The organism is Algoriphagus boritolerans DSM 17298 = JCM 18970 (assembly GCF_900108085.1).
Lineage (GTDB): Bacteria > Bacteroidota > Bacteroidia > Cytophagales > Cyclobacteriaceae > Algoriphagus > Algoriphagus boritolerans.
The window spans coordinates 60,038-77,306 of sequence record NZ_FNVR01000003.1 but is presented as its reverse complement, the minus strand read 5'-3'; the positions used below and the strand labels follow the sequence as shown (position 1 = coordinate 77,306).

Below are 17,269 nucleotides of genomic sequence, written 5' to 3'. Positions count from 1 at the left end.
TCACAAAGAGGAATAACTACCCAACCCGGGAGATTTCATTTGACTACCAACAAACAAACGAGCAAGATATGAAAGGAATTATTTTGGCCGGTGGCTCCGGTACGCGACTTTATCCTCTAACGATCGCCGTCAGCAAGCAATTGATGCCGGTCTATGATAAACCTATGATTTATTATCCGCTCTCAGTGCTGATGATGGCGGGAATCAGGGAAGTGTTGATCATCACCACTCCAGAGGACTCAGCCTCATTTCAGCGGCTCTTGGGAGATGGTTCACAGTTGGGATGTCGCTTTGAATATGCCATTCAACCTAGCCCAGATGGTTTGGCACAGGCATTTATCATCGGAGAGGAGTTCATCGGTCAGGACAAAGTGGCTCTGGTTCTGGGAGATAATATTTTCTACGGATCCGGTCTTCATCAAACACTTCAGGAGAATACAGATCCTACCGGGGGAGTTGTGTTTGCCTATCATGTCAACGACCCGGAGCGCTATGGGGTAGTGGAATTTGATGAAAACCAGCATGCAATTTCAATCGAGGAAAAGCCCATCAATCCAAAATCAAATTATGCCGTACCCGGACTCTATTTTTATGATAATGAGGTAGTTGAAATCGCAAAAAGCATCAAGCCAAGTTCGCGGGGTGAACTCGAGATTACGGACATCAACAATGTCTACTTGAGAAAAGGAAAGCTCAGAGTGGCAATTTTGAACCGGGGTACTGCTTGGCTTGATACCGGCACGCATCAGTCCTTGTTACAGGCAGCTCAGTTTGTCGAAGTGATCGAAGAGCGGCAGGGTCTGAAGATTGGATGTGTCGAAGAAATCGCTTTTCGAAACGGTTTTATCGGCAAGGAAGAACTGCTCAAAGCAGCGGATAAATTAGGTAAAAGTGGCTATGGAGGATACTTGAGAAAGTTGGTTCAATAAGGCAAGTTCAATCCGGAGAAGTATATTGTAACCAAATTCTTGGTAAAAAAATCAAGGCAGAATAGCACACCGAAAAAGAATTGGGAGGATATTCTAGATTCGCTTTTAGCCTTTAAAAAGACTAATCTTCGTAAAGGTGGTGCTTTTTCAGAAAGTCCAGGATGTGTTTTCCAGTCAGCGGCTTGGTAATGTAATCCGATACTTCGGGATAGGAAAAGGCTTTGGTTTTATCACTGGTATCGATTGAACTGGTAATTATGGAGATTAGAAAGTGTTTTTTAATTTTCTGATCGAATTTCTTGAATTCATCAAGAAAACCCCAAGCATCCATGATTGGCATGTTGATATCGAGAAGAATTAAAATATGCTCATCGACATGATCATACTCATTTTCGGCTATTTTTTTAGAAATCATGTCAATAGCCAATTTCCCGTTTTCAAAAGCTGAAATCGTATTTTTAAATTCTATACTTCTGAGGATTCTACTGGCTACCATTCTCACGATTGCGTCATCGTCAACCAAATAAACTTCCTTTACCTTAAACAAACTCATGAATCCAAAATTTCTTTCAAAATTATATGTTTTTATTTATAAAATTTAGGATAAAGTTAATTTCGTGAAATAAAAGTTTGATTTAAGGTTGATTGATTAAAAATTGTTTTTTACCCTAAAGAAAATGTTTTGTATAACCTGATCCCAGAAAGGTAAATGAGTGTGGCAAAACAGGCATAATCCTAGTAATCACATGATTTTCTTTCTTTTGAACCAAATGAAAATCAGGACTGAAACAAGAGCCATCAGCCCCAGAGCCAGGTAGTACCCGTTCGTCCATTTTAGTTCTGGGATGTTTTCGAAGTTCATTCCATAGACACCAACGATAAAAGTAAGCGGGAGGAAGAATGCCGAAAAAATCGTCAGAAGCTTCATTACTTCGTTACTCTTCTGAGAGGTAAGGTTTAAGTGGGTGTTTAAAATGGAAGTAGCATCCTCAATGACTTCATCAAAGTGGAGAATCAGATTGACACAGGTTTCTTTCAAATCCTGCAAAGTCGAAAAATGAATTTCATTTACCTGGATTTGATTCAGTACGTTTTGCGTGAGCTGAAGTATTTTTTTACTGATTCGCGCTTTGGATTTTTGGAAATAAAGTGCCTGAACTGAGATTTTACCATGCCTGTTTACGAAGATTTCCTTTTCATATTCATCAATTTTATCACTCAGCCAATCCAACGGTGCTTGGTAAGTCGACAACATCTGCTGTAATATCCCCAGCATCAGGTCTTCGGGATCATCAAATTCCTTCTGAAATAGCGCATCCAAAAACTCAAAGGGTTTTTGGTGGATAGTGATTAGTCGGTCTGAACTGACTACAAATGCAATTTTATTGGTAAGTTTTGTTACTTCTGAGTAATTATGGCTAGGATCAGCCGAATAAGCACGAATAATGACAAAAGTAGTCCCGTCCTGTTTTTCAATCTTTGGTAAGTGCCCGTGCTGAAGGGAATCTTCCAGAAGTTTGATCTCAATATGAAAGGGGGCGGTCAGTTCTAGGAGTTCTTTCTTTTTTGGCTTTTCGAGATCGAGCCATTCAAATGTGCCGCAATTTTTGTGGGTTTGACCCATAAAATCAAGTGTTTTTGTTAGTAAAAATTTTTCAGAAGGTTTGCCTCAAAATAAGCAAAAAGGCACTGATTTTGGCTAAAGCAAAAAAATAAATGCCGATTATCGCATGATTTGCTCCAAACTGAGCCGTAAAATTTCCGCCATGTTTTTACAGTTCAGGAAATCCAAATTTTTATAGTGTTTGGCTAGTTCATCACGCAGTTGCTCCACATTTTGGATAGGTGCTATCCGGTCTTTTTCCATAGCGTGAAGGACATCTTCGATTTCTTTGTGCGATGACTTAAACCGAGTCGCTATCAGTGCACGCTCCTCACGCTGATACTGCCGCATAGACTCAGGGGTGATACACTTCATGCCCAACTCAATCAGGATGTTGTTTTCTTTGAAATATTGAGGCAGGTAAATTGATTTTTTTCCCTCATAGGACTGCTGGTCAAAGTCAATCGCCCGAATCCGGTAGTGTGTTTCCTCAAAGTCCGGAGTGACATCTACCACAAAATTGGAGCTGTGCATATCTCCCAAAAGTCGGACAAAGCATCGCTCATTGAATTTGACAAATTCCTTTGACAAACGGATAGGGTTGAGGTTGGGGTCTTCCATCATCTGCCTCATAAATTTATCTCCGGGGATTCCTGCAATATGTTCCTCGATCAGGGTATTGCGATGGACGAGATAGCTGATGCGGTTAGGAGAAAGTAAATGCTCCAATTCCAGGCCGTAAACCCGGGAGGCGTCGGCATTTTTGATGTAGAAATAGTCAAAATTATCATTGATTCGATTGACGATTCGTACTCGAAAAGGCTGGGTGTTGCCATAGATACAAAGGTCAATCCGGTCCACATAGAGGTGGTTCATCACGCTCATATCACCGCCTGCTTTTAGCAAGGCATAGATTTTTTTGACATTAAGGTGAATTTCCTCGCGGTCGCTTTGATCGTAAAAAACGGTTTCCCAAAGGGTGTCCTGATCTTTGGAATCATAGAGCGCGATAGAGCTGGTATAGCGCAAAAGCTCATGGTAGTGAATAGGTATATCCACTTCCCGGGCATAGTTGATCAAATAGCGCCTGAGTCCAGCACTGATGGGATAAATTTGCTTTTTCTTGCTGATCAAAGCCATGGGTCAAAGGTCCACGTGCTGACTTTTCTTCAGATTACGGTCAAAAATAAACGGACCAAAAGGTAAAATCGATGCCAACAGGGCAAAGAATGTCCTTCCAAACTCCCATTTCAATTTGGTTGAAGTGGGAAACACGATATAGATATAAAGGATAAACAAAACACCATGAACCCACCCTACATAGGTGACCGCAAGTGGCTGATCAAACATATATTTCAAAGGCATCGCAATAAAAAGCAATACCAAAAAAGAAACACCTTCGATCAAGCTGATCCATTTGAATCGTTTAGCCCATTTAGTCTGTTCTGAATTCATTTTTTTCCTGACCTGAGGTTGAATAAGATTTGAAGTGAATTCCAAAGTTTCACTTTAAGTTTTTTGTCTTCGAAAATTGCACTGAGAGAATCGGCAAAAAGAAATTCAGTCTCCCCATCAGCGTGGATTTCATAAGGTTGATCAAACAGTGCGTTGACGGGATGTTTGATTTTGCCGAATTTTAAAACCACATGGGCATTCAGCGCCTGAAAATCTTCCATACTTCGATTCTCCAATACTGCTGAAGAAGCCATTCCCACTTCGCTCATCGAATGTCCTACAGCTTTGATCATATTGACCAGCATCTCCATTACCTCTGAGGGAAGCACCGCTTCTTCATGGAGAATCAAAATCCCTTTGGAAAAACTCCCATTTACCGGAATTGGCTCCACTTCGGGTTCTGATGCGACTAGCGCGGGTGTATTCGCCGTATTTCCTTCCAACTGACTCAAAATCGCCTTCTGATCCTCCGGTAGTAAATAAATTTCCTCTGTGATCAGGTATTGAAGTTCCTGGATACTGTCATTTTCCATGGGAGGAAATTGGCTAAAAAATGCCGTACGGCAAAGTTTGGAAGAGATAAAAGCAGCTTGATTTTTAATTTGAGTTGAACCTCCTGAAAGCGAATAGCTTACATGCCAATTCCATTATTCCAAGGGTTGGGACTTTTTCGGGTTAAGGCAAATTGAAAATAGATTTCAATTCAACTGCATCTTCGGGTTTCATTCGTTTTGCCAGCACCAGTCTTAGTTGTCTCCTTCTCAAAGCACCTTCGAAGAGTTCTTTTTCCTCTTCTGATTCGGCAACTACTTCTGGCACTTCGATGGGTCTTCCGTTTTGGTCTACGGCCACAAAAGTGAAAAATGCTCGATGGGTCATGATTTTCTTGCGGGCAGGGATATCCTCGGCTGTCACTTCAATAAAAACTTCCATGGAGGAATTGAAAGCCCGGGTAACCTGTGAACGAAGTGTGACGACATTGCCGAGGTTGATTGGCTGTTTGAAGGAAATGCTATCCGCTGAAGCCGTGACCACGATGCGATTGGAGTGTTTTTGTGCGGCAATGGCAGCCACGATATCCATCCAATGCATAAGTCTACCCCCCATGAGGTTATTCAGGGTGTTAGTATCGTTGGGTAGGACCATTTCGGTCATGATGGTGACGGATTCCTTCGCGGACTTTTGCTTAACCATAACATTGAATTTCGACAAAAATAGAAATAAAATTTTGTCAGCCTAAATAAAAAATCGATTTTCAGAACTTTATACCGTGTTTGATTGCCTTAATTCAGTTTTTTAACTGATCTTTTCATAAATGAAACAGGGAATGATTTCACCGTTCTGTTTGGAATTTCAAGCGGCCCTTTTTCCAAATGGAATAAATTGCTTTACCTGCTATTTCCATCCCTCTTTACCCAAAAGTGGAACAAAAGAAAAACCTTCATATTCCTCTCGTATGTGGTCTTTAGCCGATTTTTTGGTGATTTTGACCATGGCCTGTCTTCTTCGGTCACCTACTGGAATCACCAATATTCCGCCCACTTTCAATTGCTGTATTAATGCTTCGGGAACTACAGGGGCTCCTGCCGTCACAATGATTTTATCATACGGAGCATGTTGCGGAAGTCCACCCGTTCCGTCTCCATAGAATAGATGAAGGTCAATTCCGAGCCGTTTCAAAAATCGCTGAGTACCCTCAAATAGTTTTTTTTGATATTCTATGGTATAAACTTCCGCTCCCAGGAGGTGCAAAATTGTCCCTTGATACCCTGAACCTGTTCCGATTTCGAGGATTTTATCTCCATGCTTCACATCCAAGAGTTCGGTCTGAAAAGCCACTGTATAGGGCTGCGAGATCGTTTGCCCTTCACCTATTGGAAAAGCCTTGTCTTCGTAAGCATGGGAGATCAAGGCAGAATCAAAAAAGAAATGACGGGGAAGGCTGTTAATTGCATCTAAAACCCGTTCGCTTTTGATACCCTTTGCACGGAGTTCGGAGACGAGCGCCCGACGTTTTCCTTTGTGCAGGTAAGTATCTTCAAGTTTTAGCATTTGGTCGTGGTTTGTTGATCGAAGATAATTGAATATTTGCCTTACTTTGAACCATGGTAGGCATTTTTTGATTATCCAATTGATCCATTGAAGCTTAATATTTAGACATGTTTACAGGAATCATAGAGTCTTTTGGTACCATAGAAAAAATCACACACGAAGGAAGCAATGTTCATTTTGATCTGAATTCGCCTATTGTCTCTGAGCTTAAAGTAGACCAATCTCTTGCCCATGACGGGGTTTGTCTGACTGTGGTGAAAGTTGATCCGGCAAATTATCGGGTCACGGCAATCCAGGAGACGATCAATAAGACCAATTTGTCCGGTTGGGATGTAGGAAAAAAAGTAAACCTAGAGCGATGTATGCCTGCAAATGGCAGATTTGATGGACATATTGTACAAGGGCATGTGGACCAAACCGGAATTGTGAAAAGAATCGTTGATCAGGAGGGTTCTTGGGTTTTTGATTTTGAATTTGACCAGTCTTCTGGAAATGTAACGGTAGAAAAAGGATCCATCACCATCAACGGTACGAGCCTAACCTGTTTCAATTCCGGGCCGGGGAGGTTTTCTGTAGCAATCATTCCATACACTTACGAACACACCAATTTTCACCAACTTCAAGTCGGTGATCGCGTCAATCTTGAGTTTGATATTGTCGGAAAATATATCGCCAGAATGATCAAAGGATATTAATTATTGGGCCTGGCGAAGAGTTTTGGAAAGAACTATTCAGGATAGTTTTTTTCTAACAGGTAGAGATAGGGCTGAAGCGCATGGTGTTTGAATACTTTGTCTTTTTCATTCGGATAGAGACTATAGTATGCGTCATCAGGGTATAAAATGATGAAATTTCCTGCCCGCGTGAAATGGTTACTGTCAAAAAATGTGGGTGATTGGTAAAAAGGAAGCGTTTTGATCACTTCCTTGCCAGCATAATTTCCCAAGTACTTTTGAAACTTGTTTTTGGCCCGTTGGGTGGGATTGTCAATGTTATTGTAGACTTTTTTGAAGACTAGATTTTTCGGGAATTTCTGTTTCTTGATAAAACTCCGCGCATCAGAAAAAGGATTGGTTACATTGAAATCATTGACTGTCTGCACAGAAAATGGAGTCTCGGGAACCCAATCAGCTCCATTGACCACATTGAATGCCCAGCCACCCCTGGTGATGAATTCATAATGATAGGCGAAATAAAGATTTCCGGGTTTTGGGGCTGCGCTGGCATAGGTTTTTATCCGAATAGGCTCTTCCCATTTTCCGGTCTCTTTTAAATGATAGAGATGGGCAGTCATCAAATAGGAGATAGCCCCTCCTTGACTGTGACCCGACACGATAAAATCCCGATAGCCTGATTTATACAGTGAATCCATTTTTGGAACCAAAGTCTCGGCAAGTGCGCCAGTGGAAAGCGTCCAGCCGACGTGCACAGCGGCTTTAGGGTTATCGCTAAACTCGTATTCGAAGGTGTTATTTTCTGTGATTTTCATTTTTCCCTGTGCAGGAATCATGGCAGAATAAAAATTTGCCAGCCAGGAGGTTGGATTGTTTGCCGTGCCACGGATGGTAATCCAGGCTATTTTTTGAGTTTGATCGATCCAGAGGTACCATTTATTTTCCAAGCCTACCAGTGGAGATTCATAAACCCGCTGGAGCTTGGGATTCTGAGGTATTCCTCTGATATAGGTGGAATCCTGTACACTCCCCGCTGTGATCCCGAGAAAATCTTTGTATTCTGAGGGGGAAAAACCGGGTTTAAGCTGCGCAAGACTTAGGTTGGCGCTTAAAAAAAAGAGAGTCAGAAGGTGTAAACGGATTTTTTTCATAACAAAAACCAAAAAACGGATGAAGTAGTATAACCAAAGTGAAACCAAAAAAACCTTATTGGTTTAAACTTAGCGTTTTGACATCAGGATCTTTGACTAATCGAAAACCAACATTGGAAGTACCTGAATCATAAGCTGTTCCCTGTCTGGCAGAGGGTCGATAATTGACACAATAATTTGCAGCGCAAAGGTAAGAACCTCCTTTCATGACGCGTTCCATGGCAAATGGATTGTCCGGATTATAGCAAGGATTCATTCCCACATCCAATTTTGGGGCTTGTCCTGCCAGCCGGGCGTACTTCAGTGCATCGTACCAGTCAGCAGTCAACTCCCAAACATTTCCGATCATATCAAACAGTCCAAACGAATTGGGAGGGAAAGAACCAACCGGTGAAGTCCCTATGAAGCTGTCTTTTCCTTCATTTTGGTGGGGGAAAATTCCCTGAAATGTGTTGGCAAGGTATTGACCGTTTGGCGTAAGTTCATCTCCCCAGGCAAATCGTTTTCCGTTCATTCCGCCGCGGGCAGCAAATTCCCATTCAAACTCGGTAGGAAGTCGTTTCCCAATCCACTTGGCATAAGCTTCGGCATCTTCAAAGGCAATGTGTACAACGGGATGATTTTCCCTTCCCTCAATCGTACTTCCCGGGCCTTCGGGATGCTTCCAACTTGCTCCATCTACCCACTTCCACCAGAGTGAAATATCAGTGGTTGGTACAGCGTAGGAAGGGGGATCGAAGACCATTGATCCTGGAGTCAAAATCAAATCGTCAGGTTTAGGAGTGCCTGGAGGTAATTGCTTTTTAAGTTCTTCCCATTCCGGTTTTCGTTCTGCAAGCGTAAGGTATCCTGTCGCCTCAACGAATTTTGAATATTCTTCATTAGTCACTTCATGGGTATCGATCCAATAGCCATCGACTTCAACCTGGACCGCAGGTTTTTCTGCGGGATAGGCATCCGCTTCATTTGTACCCATGGTAAATTTACCCCCCGGGATCCAAACCATTGCCGGTTCCTTCTTGGGAGGTTCAGGATTCGAAAAGATTATTTGAGAACTAGCAGCCGGATTTTCCTCTTTTGATTCTTGGGGAGAATTGCAGGACACTGAGAGAAACCCAAAGATGAAAATGAACTTAAACGTGGATGGATTCATAAGCCTAAGTTAATTCAAAAAGTGTTTTTTATCCAAGATTAATCATTAGTATCAATTCTTAGATCTACTCTTGATAGCTTTATTTCTACTTTTTTTCTCAATTTATTGAAAAACTGCTTTCGTTTTTTTTCACCCGTTCCGCTGATTAGTGTGGATCTTTTCATTAAGTTTTCCAGGTTTTTAAACATCGATTCATTGAACTTCTGGTCAGTCGATCCAATGAAATACATGACACTATGGTTGAGGTAGGTAATCTTCGTTTCTCCCAATTCAGCCATGAAGGTGTTGTCACCCAGGACAATTTCATTCAAATACATTTTGTATTCAGCACTCTCTTCTGTAGGGGGATGTCCCAAAATTGATTTTTTGCCCGTTTCCGCCATTTTTTCCAAATGGTCGATCACTTCCAGGACACAATTGTACAGCGTGATGGTATCTTCCGGGTTTTTGATCAGGCCCATTTCATGATAGACCTCGATTTGTCTCAGCGTGGTGTTGAGACCCTCTTCGTTCCAGATTTCTGATGTAGGAACACGGTTGTAGATTTTGATGGTTTTTTGGGTGATTTCCCGATATTTTTCAAAATGATTATCAGCGATTGAAAACTTAACCGATTTCAGACTTTCGAATAAAAGAATCGACTTCATCCAAAAGAAAAACTTAAAACCCGCTAATGCCGGGTGATAATAATGGTGGAAGGGAGGCATGTCCTTGACCAAAAAGTAAACGTGCTTGTGGCTAAAACTATTGACCAGATTGAGCTGGGCTAGGACATCTTCCATCCACATCATAAAACTATCATCCTGGTAGGTGTTGGTTTTCCCTTGGAACATGATAGAGTTTGAATTTAGACTGAAAAATTTATCGAGGGATACATTAAATCGCTGACAGAGAATTCTCAGCTCCTCGAAGTCTAAAAGTTTTTCGCCTCTTATCCTTCGATAGGCGCTGTCCATACTGACATTTAGTGTTTCGGCTACCTCGTCAACTAATGAGGCATAGGAAGGAATTGCGGACTTAAGGCTGGCGAAAAATTGAGCCTGATTGGTTGATGTTATTGTCATACTACAATTTTTAATAATAGGTTTATGCTCACAAAAGTGTATTTCAATGTAGGGAAAGTTAATATACAATTCAACAAGTAGGTAAAATTTTCTATTGTATACAGATTTATTTTGATTTATTTGTTTTGAAATAACTAATAAATCAAAATATTAATATGTATTTGAAAAAAATTTAATTGAATATCATTTAATCAAAAAATATTAGGAATTGAAGAAAAAATATAAGTATGGGTATAAAAAAGGGGAGGTACCAGCCTCCCTTTCAAGTATTTAGTTCACTGTATTACTTTTCTTTTGAATTGACATTAAAGGAAAAGCCTAGGCTAAATTGACCCATTCCGTCACCTTCAAAAATTCTCCCATACTCCGCTCTCAATGCCCATGCTCTGAAATCGGAACTGCATCCTAGTCCAAAATTAGTAGCGAAATTTCCTTCGCAACCTTCACAAAATGGAATGATGTATTTTGGTGCTACTGTGGCTTCCAGTTTTTCTTTTGTAAAAGGTAGCGTGAAAAGCATGGTTGGTTGCCCTGAAAAAAGGAGGCTTAAGCGATTTTTTTATTATAAATTGGATTTAAGTTTTACATTTTTTTGAACTTGTGTTTTAAAGGAGTTAAAATAGTTTTCTTTCATTTTTTCAGTAATCTCTGCGTGTTTCGGAGGTAAAGTGTCAAATAGCCAGTCCCAAAGGATAGTGCTGAAACTGAACCCCTTGTTGGGATAGCGCGTGTGGTGATGGATGTGAGCCCTTTGGATTTTTGGTAAAATGAATTTGCAATAAGGCTGATGCAGTAGATAATGAAGAAAACTGTAAAAAAGAAATCCCGTGAAGAAGCCCGCAAAAATGGTAAATGTGTTATTCAGCTTCAGTGCCAACCAGAAAATACCGATTGCCAGAACTAGGGTGATGATTCGATGGAGGAAACCCACCTTAATATCCTGTGGATTAATATGGTGCTCCTGATGGTGGAATAAAGATTCCTTTTTGCCAGGAACGATCAATTCATGTAGAATGAAGCGATGTACGGCGTACTCTACAAAGGTCCAGGAAATCCAGCCTCCTATGAAAAGGAAAATGAAATATCCTGGAGTGCCTCTAAAGAGGATGGCTAAAGCAAAAACTCCGGTTAGGATCAGGCCTGTTTTCAAAAACGAAAACAGAAGAGAGGGCGAGTACTTTTTTTCAGTTGATTTCATGGTGATTTTTTTAATGAATTTATTTCATCAAAAGCACCATGAAGAATAGAGTCTACTTATCCTAATCCCTGTTTTTAGTTCATTTTATCAATGGATACCGTTTTCTTTTAAAAAGTCTCATTTTTTACCAAAAGCAGATAGGTAGCCTGATTTAATTTTATGTTTTTGACAAATTAAAATGTAGCCTTTCAGCTGTAACTGCTTATTAAAATACTGAATAGGAATGCTGGGGAATAAAAAAAGCGACAAAAGTCGCTTTTTCAAGGGTTAGGAATGTGGAATTTATGCGCCCGATTCCGCGGCAGCAGCATGGAGTTTACCAAGCTCCTGATCAATGGTCCAAAGTCCAATTCCACCTTCTCCGATTATTTCGAAGAGTTCAAGCGCTCTTCTGGACATGGTTTCCTCTTCTCTTTGCTCCGTCACGTACCATTGCATAAAGCTGAAGGTCGCAAAATCCTTTGCAGCGAAAGCGTGATCTACGATGCTGTTGATTGATTTGGTTACCTTAATCTCATGCTCCAAAATCAATTCAAAAACCTCTCTTAGTGAATTGAAGTGATGCCGGATCCCGGTGATCTCAGGCTGAATCGCATGTCCACCTGCCTCGTTGATGTATTGAAAGATTTTCATCATGTGCATTCTTTCCTCATCCGCATGGGTGTAGAGGTATTTTGCAGCATTGGCATAACCCATCATGTGACACCAGGAAGCCATGGACAGGTAATAAGCAGAGGATTTACCTTCCATTTCGACTTGTTTATTTAGCAAAGCTTCTGTGTCAGGTAGCAGTGACCGCTGTAGCGTTACAATTTCTTTCTGTTTCATAGTTTCTAGTATTAATTACATAAACTTAACTAATTGAAAGATTATAAGTTCCACGATACCCAATTACAGGCCGAATTTAGAATTGGTTTAATTAATTCCTTATCGGGTCAGTGGAGATGGAAATACAGCAAGGCTTTCGGCTCCGCTCTCGGTAACAGACTGCACGGCAAAGAAGTAATTATCTTTGGAGTAAGGGAGGGTAAGGGTCGTCTCAGTGGTGAAAAACTTTTTCTCCCAAACAGGAGAGGATGTCTCACGCATCAATACATAGTATCCTTTTGGAGTTCCGATAGCGGGTGCCTTCCAAAGTAAAATTGATTTATTGCTTAATCCCCTGACATCAATCTGAACTTCCTGCGGCATATCCGCAGAATTGGCAAGTGAAGCTGCTGCTGCGAGATTTACAGCAGACACTTTCCTTAGGTATTCAAAATCCATAAACTCCGGAAGGTCTCCATACTGAATTCCATTTTCGATCCGGACATTTTCATGTTGGTGGTAGAAGTTTTCATTCATTTCCGACATTCTGACCGCGGTGAATCCATTTCTGAGAAAGGGGGTCTGGTCTCCACCTCTCAGAAAGCGATCACTTCTATAGATCAGTTTCACTTCCATCTGATCGACATACCGCTCCCCAACTTCCTTGATGTAGCGAGCAAGTTGTCTGGATTTGCTGTCATTATCCGCATTTGTATACCGACGGATGGATGCCTGACGCTCATCTTCTGCCAAAGGGATAGTTTCGGAGAATACCCGCATTTTTGTGTTGTCATTGATATGGGTATCCGATGAATTGCTGTTGCCGATGATATCGTTATTGAGTACCCCTGCGATGTTCCACCCTTCGGCTACTGCCTTTTCAGCGAGGTATGTCGCTCCTTTAAGACCTTGCTCTTCGCCGGTAAATGCAACGAATAGAATAGTGGCGGAGAATTCCATTTTTGCCATTACTCTGGCCAACTCTATTACGGCTGCCACTCCGCTGCCATCGTCATTTGCGCCAGGTGCACCGCCTTCGGCGTCCATGACGTCCTTGTTTCTGGAATCCAGATGTCCAGAGATGATAAATATCCGATCATCCGCGGGATTTGTACCTTTTAGTGTGGCTATGACATTGGCTCCCGGTGCATCGGCTGTGATTCGTCTTCCATCAGATGGTATGGTGAATTGCTCGATTTCAGCGGACATTCGACCATTTGATGCTTTGGCGAACGAATTGAACTTGGATAAAACATAGCGCTGAGCTGCCGGCATTCCGTTCTTTTCGTCCCGGCTAAGTGTATGCCGGGTACTAAACCTTGTCAAATCGTAAATGTATTTCTTAAGTGAATCTGCCGATACCTCCTTGACGAGTTGTTCAATTTCGGGATTTCTGATTACCGCGTTTTGAGCGGATAGTCCAGAGGTAATTAGTCCGATAAAAAGGGTGAATAAAATTTTATACATGGTAAGTTTGGTTTTTATGCTAAACGCTAAATTTATCCCTAAAGAATTTAACCCAACCAAATTTTACATGAACACATTCTCCTTGCCCAAAAAAGGTGATTACCCCGTTTTTTATGAGACCTATATCTCTAAAATTCCTGACGAAAATTATTCTGGTCAAATCTTAAGGCAAGTCAATGCCTTAAAGGAGTTTTTTATTTCAAAAGATGCCGTTTGGGAGAGTTTGCCTTACGAGGAAGGAAAATGGTCGCCAAAAGAAGTTTTAGGGCATTTGCTGGATACAGAGCGAATTATGACTTTCAGAGCCTTGTGTTTTTCCAGAGGTGAGAAAAATTCACTTCCGGGATTTGATCAGGACCCCTATGTGATTTCAGGAAAGTTCAACTCAGTTTCAACGGAACTGTTATTGCGGGATTTTGAAGCACAACGAAACGCGCTTTTGACTTTGATCAATACCTTGGATGAAAGTGTACTGGATCAGGTCGGGAATGCCAACGGTAATCCAATCACTCCCAGAGCTTTATTTTGGATTATTTCCGGACATTTTATCCATCATTTTGAAATTCTCAAAGAACGCTATTGATCCATGAATATTCCAATCGCAGTTATCGATGCATTTACCAATCGCGCATTCGCCGGTAATCCGGCGGGTGTTTGCCTTCTGGAACAAGCGCTTTCCTCAGACCAAATGCAATCCATCGCCATGGAAATGAACCTGAGTGAAACGGCCTTTGTCCAAAAATCCGCACCATCTGGTTTTTTCTCACTAAGGTGGTTTACACCTATACTGGAGATTGATCTCTGTGGTCATGCGACCTTGGCTTCGGCTTTTTGGATGTTGCAATCAGGCTGGGCCACACCCGGATCGATGATGCATTTTGACACCAAAAGTGGTGAATTGAGGGTGAAAAGAGAGGGGGATTGGCTGATTATGGACTTTCCGTTGATCCCTACCTATATTGATTTTCATCCCCATTTCAGTCAGGAGCTGTTTGGCTTCCCAATAGTTCAGGCTGCTCAATTGAAGAAGAATTGGATTTTCGAATTGGAAAACGACCAAGCGGTAAGGAATCTGACTCCTGATTTTGGGGAAATTGCAAAATACAGCGAGGAGGGATTTATTGTCACCGCCGAAGGATCAGGCGAATATGATATTGTAAGTCGCTTTTTTGGACCAAACGTGGGTGTTCCTGAAGACCCTGTTACCGGATTTGCACACTGCGCTTTGATGGATTATTGGAATCAAAAGACTGGAAAAACTCAATTGAGGGCATTTCAGGCGAGTAAAAGAGGAGGGGAGCTCTATCTGGAAAAGCAGGATGATCGGGTGTTGATCAAAGGAAAAGCTGTAGGAGTTTTAGAGGGTTTTATTCAGTTAAAAGATTGATGGAAAAAGAAGACGCCAAAAAATCTAATGTGCGGAGCGTTTTCAAGCACATCAATGAATATTGGTTAAATGATGTCAGTTTCGTGACCTTGTTGGTTGCGTTGATTTTTACTGTATTTGTTTTGCCTGTTTTGATTGAATACGGTCACATTAATATGTTTTTTGTCAATTCAGTCTTTCTTTTTCTGTTTTTTACCGGAATTTGGTCCTCTGATAATAAGTTTATTATTGTCTTGACGCTTTTGTTATTCCTCTGTCAGCTGTCTTTACGAATTCTTCGATTTAGTGATTTGCCTTTTGAATTTTACCTCCTTGAGCGGGTTTTTGGACTCATCAATATGGGTGTCTTTATCTTTGTGAATATTCGGTTGCTGTTTAGGAATAGCGAGGTCAACCTTTATCGGATAATTGGAGCAATCAATGTCTATCTCTTGGTTGCAATTCTGGGAGCATTCGGTTTTGAGGTGATCCACATCGTAGTGGGAGATTCTATTACAGGATTCTCCGAGGTTATAGAAGTCAAAGAACTCCAAGGGCTGGATGAGGACTTTTCGACTTACATTTATTTTAGTTTGGTTTGCCTGACTACAGTTGGATTCGGTGATTACACGCCAATAAATATCATGTCCAAAATGCTCTCTGTTTTTCTGTCCACCACGGGAATACTTTATCCTGCAGTCGTGATTGCCAAATTAGTAGGATACGGTACATCAAAGTAATTCCAAGGCTGGATCCATTCCTGTAATTCTAAGCTCGGATTAACTTGAAAACTTGTTATTTCCTTCAAAAACCATCTTCAACTTATGAGAAAATTATACTTTACCCTTGCATTCCTGCTTTGCTTGTCGGCGGCGTTTGGCCAGTCTGTCAGGAAAATAGAATTGGAATCTAAAGTGGAATCAACCGCAGAGGTTACTATAAAAGGCAAACGAGTCCCCTACAAAGCCACCGCTGGTACACAGCCTGTTTGGGATGAAAACGGGGAACCGATTGCTTCACTTTTTTACACTTACTATGAACGAACTGATGTCTCTGATAAGGCCTCAAGGCCGTTGGTTATCAGTTTCAACGGAGGGCCGGGTTCGGCTTCCATCTGGATGCACCTAGCCTACACCGGTCCCGTGATCTTGAATATAGATGATGAAGGCTATCCGGTGCAGCCTTACGGTACCAAAGCAAATCCCCATTCCATTCTGGATGTGGCAGACATTGTTTACGTGGATCCGGTGAATTCCGGTTATTCCCGAATTGTGAAAGAAGATACGCCACGAAGTACTTTTTTTGGAATCAATTCGGATATCAAATACCTCGCCGATTGGGTAAATACATTTGTGACTCGGGTCAATCGATGGGCCTCCCCAAAATACCTCATCGGAGAAAGCTATGGCACCACTCGGGTAGCGGGTTTGGTAGCCCAACTCCAAAACGCTCACTGGATGTTTTTTAACGGAGTGATTTTGGTGTCCCCGACAGACATGGGAATCGAGCGGGGTGGACCTGTGAAGATGGCAAATTATTGGCCCTATTATGCGGCTACCGCATGGTATCACAAAGCCTTGCCTGATGATCTCCAAAATAAAGATTTGGATGAGTTATTGGCAATTGTGGAGCCTTTTGCATTGAATGAAGTGTTGCCGGCCATGACCAAAGGCGGATTGCTCTCAGACGCTGAGCGGGATGCTATTGCCACCAAAATGTCCTATTACTCAGGTTTAAGTAAAGAATCAATTCTAGAGCATAACCTGATGGTGCCGACCAGTTTCTTTTGGAAGGAACTTCTCCGAGAGCGGGATGGAATGACCATTGGGCGATTGGATAGTCGATACAAAGGCTTTGACCGGATGAAGGGCGGAGAGCGCTATGATTTTGATCCCGCTTTGACGAGCTGGAATCATGCTTTTGCACCTGCATTTAATATTTATGCAAAAAATGTCCTGAAATTTGACACCGATTTGACTTATAACCTATTTGGTCCGGTGAATCCTTGGGATCGCAGCAATGAAACCACCGGATACGATTTGGGTACTGCCATGCGGCAGAATCCATACCTTCACTTGATGGTTCAATCGGGGTACTTTGATGGAGGGACGGATTATTTCAATGCCAAATACAGCACATGGCACATCGATCCTACCGGAAGAATGAAGGACAGGATTGATTTCAAAGGATACCGATCCGGACACATGATGTATCTACGTGCCGAGGATTTGGCGACTTCCAATGAAGATATCCGGCAGTTTATCCAAAAGTCAACTGTAGCACCTGGAAAGCCAGCAAAGTATTAAGGATTTGAAATTTATAGTTTGGGATTTGAATTTAGGTCCGGGCA

20 protein-coding genes are annotated in these 17,269 nt (G+C 41.7%); 6 read left to right on the top strand and 14 right to left on the bottom strand.

The genetic code is table 11. The features are described from left to right. Positions 1-68: 68 nt before the first annotated feature. Positions 69-929: a glucose-1-phosphate thymidylyltransferase RfbA gene (rfbA, locus tag C4S61_RS04065; protein WP_103923523.1), complete on the top strand. Its 861-nt coding sequence runs from the start codon at positions 69-71 to the stop codon at positions 927-929. A 121-nt stretch (positions 930-1,050) separates the two neighbouring features. Here the strand turns inward: rfbA and C4S61_RS04060 are convergent, their stop codons facing one another. The 7 genes from C4S61_RS04060 to C4S61_RS04030 all read right to left on the bottom strand — a co-directional run bounded on the left by C4S61_RS04060 (position 1,051) and on the right by C4S61_RS04030 (position 6,039). Further along, positions 1,051-1,482, bottom strand: coding sequence for a response regulator (locus C4S61_RS04060; RefSeq protein ID WP_103923522.1), 432 nt, complete (start codon positions 1,480-1,482; stop codon positions 1,051-1,053). Positions 1,483-1,671: 189 nt separating this feature from the next. Next, a complete protein-coding gene (locus tag C4S61_RS04055) occupies positions 1,672-2,553 on the bottom strand; it encodes a CorA family divalent cation transporter (RefSeq protein ID WP_103923521.1) in 882 nt (293 codons plus the stop codon). Between the two features lie 99 nt (positions 2,554-2,652). Beyond that, positions 2,653-3,672: a hypothetical protein gene (locus tag C4S61_RS04050; RefSeq protein WP_103923520.1), complete on the bottom strand. Its 1,020-nt coding sequence runs from the start codon at positions 3,670-3,672 to the stop codon at positions 2,653-2,655. Between the two features lie 3 nt (positions 3,673-3,675). Beyond that, complete coding sequence (locus tag C4S61_RS04045; protein ID WP_103923519.1) at positions 3,676-3,987, bottom strand: DUF3817 domain-containing protein; 312 nt, start codon at positions 3,985-3,987, stop codon at positions 3,676-3,678. Then, positions 3,984-4,520, bottom strand: coding sequence for a hypothetical protein (locus C4S61_RS04040; protein ID WP_103923518.1), 537 nt, complete (start codon positions 4,518-4,520; stop codon positions 3,984-3,986). The genes C4S61_RS04045 and C4S61_RS04040 overlap by 4 nt, the downstream gene beginning before the upstream one ends. 142 nt (positions 4,521-4,662) lie before the next feature. Beyond that, positions 4,663-5,181 (bottom strand): acyl-CoA thioesterase, encoded by a 519-nt coding sequence (locus tag C4S61_RS04035; RefSeq protein ID WP_103923517.1) that lies wholly within the window; start codon positions 5,179-5,181, stop codon positions 4,663-4,665. Positions 5,182-5,382: 201 nt separating this feature from the next. Continuing rightward, entirely contained in the window at positions 5,383-6,039 is a 657-nt protein-coding gene (locus C4S61_RS04030) for a protein-L-isoaspartate(D-aspartate) O-methyltransferase (RefSeq protein ID WP_103923516.1), read from the bottom strand. Between the two features lie 107 nt (positions 6,040-6,146). Here C4S61_RS04030 and C4S61_RS04025 point away from each other — a divergent pair, with 107 nt between their 5' ends. After that, the gene (locus tag C4S61_RS04025; protein WP_103923515.1) at positions 6,147-6,734 is read left to right on the top strand and encodes a riboflavin synthase; all 588 of its coding nucleotides are present in this window, start codon (positions 6,147-6,149) and stop codon (positions 6,732-6,734) included. A gap of 32 nt (positions 6,735-6,766) precedes the next feature. Here the strand turns inward: C4S61_RS04025 and C4S61_RS04020 are convergent, their stop codons facing one another. The 7 genes from C4S61_RS04020 to C4S61_RS03990 all read right to left on the bottom strand — a co-directional run bounded on the left by C4S61_RS04020 (position 6,767) and on the right by C4S61_RS03990 (position 13,553). After that, positions 6,767-7,864, bottom strand: a complete 1,098-nt coding sequence (locus C4S61_RS04020) for a lipase family protein (protein ID WP_103923714.1) — start codon at positions 7,862-7,864, stop codon at positions 6,767-6,769. A gap of 55 nt (positions 7,865-7,919) precedes the next feature. Then, positions 7,920-8,870, bottom strand: a complete 951-nt coding sequence (locus C4S61_RS04015) for a formylglycine-generating enzyme family protein (protein WP_235009808.1) — start codon at positions 8,868-8,870, stop codon at positions 7,920-7,922. 185 nt (positions 8,871-9,055) lie between these two features. Beyond that, the gene (locus C4S61_RS04010) at positions 9,056-10,081 is read right to left on the bottom strand and encodes a hypothetical protein (protein WP_103923513.1); all 1,026 of its coding nucleotides are present in this window, start codon (positions 10,079-10,081) and stop codon (positions 9,056-9,058) included. Positions 10,082-10,364: 283 nt separating this feature from the next. After that, positions 10,365-10,601 (bottom strand): hypothetical protein, encoded by a 237-nt coding sequence (locus C4S61_RS04005; RefSeq protein WP_103923512.1) that lies wholly within the window; start codon positions 10,599-10,601, stop codon positions 10,365-10,367. 42 nt (positions 10,602-10,643) lie between these two features. Further along, a complete protein-coding gene (locus C4S61_RS04000; RefSeq protein ID WP_103923511.1) occupies positions 10,644-11,279 on the bottom strand; it encodes a sterol desaturase family protein in 636 nt (211 codons plus the stop codon). Between the two features lie 282 nt (positions 11,280-11,561). Next, complete coding sequence (locus C4S61_RS03995) at positions 11,562-12,107, bottom strand: ferritin (protein ID WP_103923510.1); 546 nt, start codon at positions 12,105-12,107, stop codon at positions 11,562-11,564. 99 nt (positions 12,108-12,206) lie between these two features. Further along, positions 12,207-13,553, bottom strand: coding sequence for a M20/M25/M40 family metallo-hydrolase (locus C4S61_RS03990; protein WP_103923509.1), 1,347 nt, complete (start codon positions 13,551-13,553; stop codon positions 12,207-12,209). A 67-nt stretch (positions 13,554-13,620) separates the two neighbouring features. Here C4S61_RS03990 and C4S61_RS03985 point away from each other — a divergent pair, with 67 nt between their 5' ends. From C4S61_RS03985 to C4S61_RS03970, 4 genes are all read left to right on the top strand, one after another. Beyond that, entirely contained in the window at positions 13,621-14,136 is a 516-nt protein-coding gene (locus C4S61_RS03985; RefSeq protein WP_103923713.1) for a DinB family protein, read from the top strand. A 3-nt stretch (positions 14,137-14,139) separates the two neighbouring features. Then, complete coding sequence (locus tag C4S61_RS03980) at positions 14,140-14,940, top strand: PhzF family phenazine biosynthesis protein (protein WP_103923508.1); 801 nt, start codon at positions 14,140-14,142, stop codon at positions 14,938-14,940. Beyond that, positions 14,940-15,659 (top strand): potassium channel family protein, encoded by a 720-nt coding sequence (locus tag C4S61_RS03975; protein ID WP_103923507.1) that lies wholly within the window; start codon positions 14,940-14,942, stop codon positions 15,657-15,659. Before C4S61_RS03980 ends, C4S61_RS03975 begins: the two co-directional genes overlap by 1 nt. A gap of 84 nt (positions 15,660-15,743) precedes the next feature. Further along, positions 15,744-17,225 (top strand): S10 family peptidase, encoded by a 1,482-nt coding sequence (locus C4S61_RS03970; protein WP_103923506.1) that lies wholly within the window; start codon positions 15,744-15,746, stop codon positions 17,223-17,225. Positions 17,226-17,269: the final 44 nt, after the last annotated feature.

Bases quoted from the DNA above. Each gene is read 5' to 3' on its own strand.
- C4S61_RS04035 (WP_103923517.1), bottom strand. From the start codon at position 5,181: ATGGTTAAGCAAAAGTCCGCGAAGGAATCCGTCACCATCATGACCGAA.
- C4S61_RS03985 (WP_103923713.1), top strand. From the start codon at position 13,621: ATGAACACATTCTCCTTGCCCAAAAAAGGTGATTACCCCGTTTTTTAT.
- C4S61_RS04005 (WP_103923512.1), bottom strand. From the start codon at position 10,601: ATGCTTTTCACGCTACCTTTTACAAAAGAAAAACTGGAAGCCACAGTA.
- C4S61_RS03970 (WP_103923506.1), top strand. From the start codon at position 15,744: ATGAGAAAATTATACTTTACCCTTGCATTCCTGCTTTGCTTGTCGGCG.
- C4S61_RS04060 (WP_103923522.1), bottom strand. From the start codon at position 1,482: ATGAGTTTGTTTAAGGTAAAGGAAGTTTATTTGGTTGACGATGACGCA.
- C4S61_RS03975 (WP_103923507.1), top strand. From the start codon at position 14,940: ATGGAAAAAGAAGACGCCAAAAAATCTAATGTGCGGAGCGTTTTCAAG.
- C4S61_RS04050 (WP_103923520.1), bottom strand. From the start codon at position 3,672: ATGGCTTTGATCAGCAAGAAAAAGCAAATTTATCCCATCAGTGCTGGA.
- C4S61_RS03980 (WP_103923508.1), top strand. From the start codon at position 14,140: ATGAATATTCCAATCGCAGTTATCGATGCATTTACCAATCGCGCATTC.
- C4S61_RS04000 (WP_103923511.1), bottom strand. From the start codon at position 11,279: ATGAAATCAACTGAAAAAAAGTACTCGCCCTCTCTTCTGTTTTCGTTT.
- C4S61_RS04020 (WP_103923714.1), bottom strand. From the start codon at position 7,864: ATGAAAAAAATCCGTTTACACCTTCTGACTCTCTTTTTTTTAAGCGCC.
- C4S61_RS04025 (WP_103923515.1), top strand. From the start codon at position 6,147: ATGTTTACAGGAATCATAGAGTCTTTTGGTACCATAGAAAAAATCACA.
- C4S61_RS04010 (WP_103923513.1), bottom strand. From the start codon at position 10,081: ATGACAATAACATCAACCAATCAGGCTCAATTTTTCGCCAGCCTTAAG.
- C4S61_RS03995 (WP_103923510.1), bottom strand. From the start codon at position 12,107: ATGAAACAGAAAGAAATTGTAACGCTACAGCGGTCACTGCTACCTGAC.
- C4S61_RS04045 (WP_103923519.1), bottom strand. From the start codon at position 3,987: ATGAATTCAGAACAGACTAAATGGGCTAAACGATTCAAATGGATCAGC.
- C4S61_RS04015 (WP_235009808.1), bottom strand. From the start codon at position 8,870: ATGGTTTGGATCCCGGGGGGTAAATTTACCATGGGTACAAATGAAGCG.
- C4S61_RS04040 (WP_103923518.1), bottom strand. From the start codon at position 4,520: ATGGAAAATGACAGTATCCAGGAACTTCAATACCTGATCACAGAGGAA.
- C4S61_RS04055 (WP_103923521.1), bottom strand. From the start codon at position 2,553: ATGGGTCAAACCCACAAAAATTGCGGCACATTTGAATGGCTCGATCTC.
- C4S61_RS04030 (WP_103923516.1), bottom strand. From the start codon at position 6,039: ATGCTAAAACTTGAAGATACTTACCTGCACAAAGGAAAACGTCGGGCG.
- C4S61_RS03990 (WP_103923509.1), bottom strand. From the start codon at position 13,553: ATGTATAAAATTTTATTCACCCTTTTTATCGGACTAATTACCTCTGGA.
- rfbA (WP_103923523.1), top strand. From the start codon at position 69: ATGAAAGGAATTATTTTGGCCGGTGGCTCCGGTACGCGACTTTATCCT.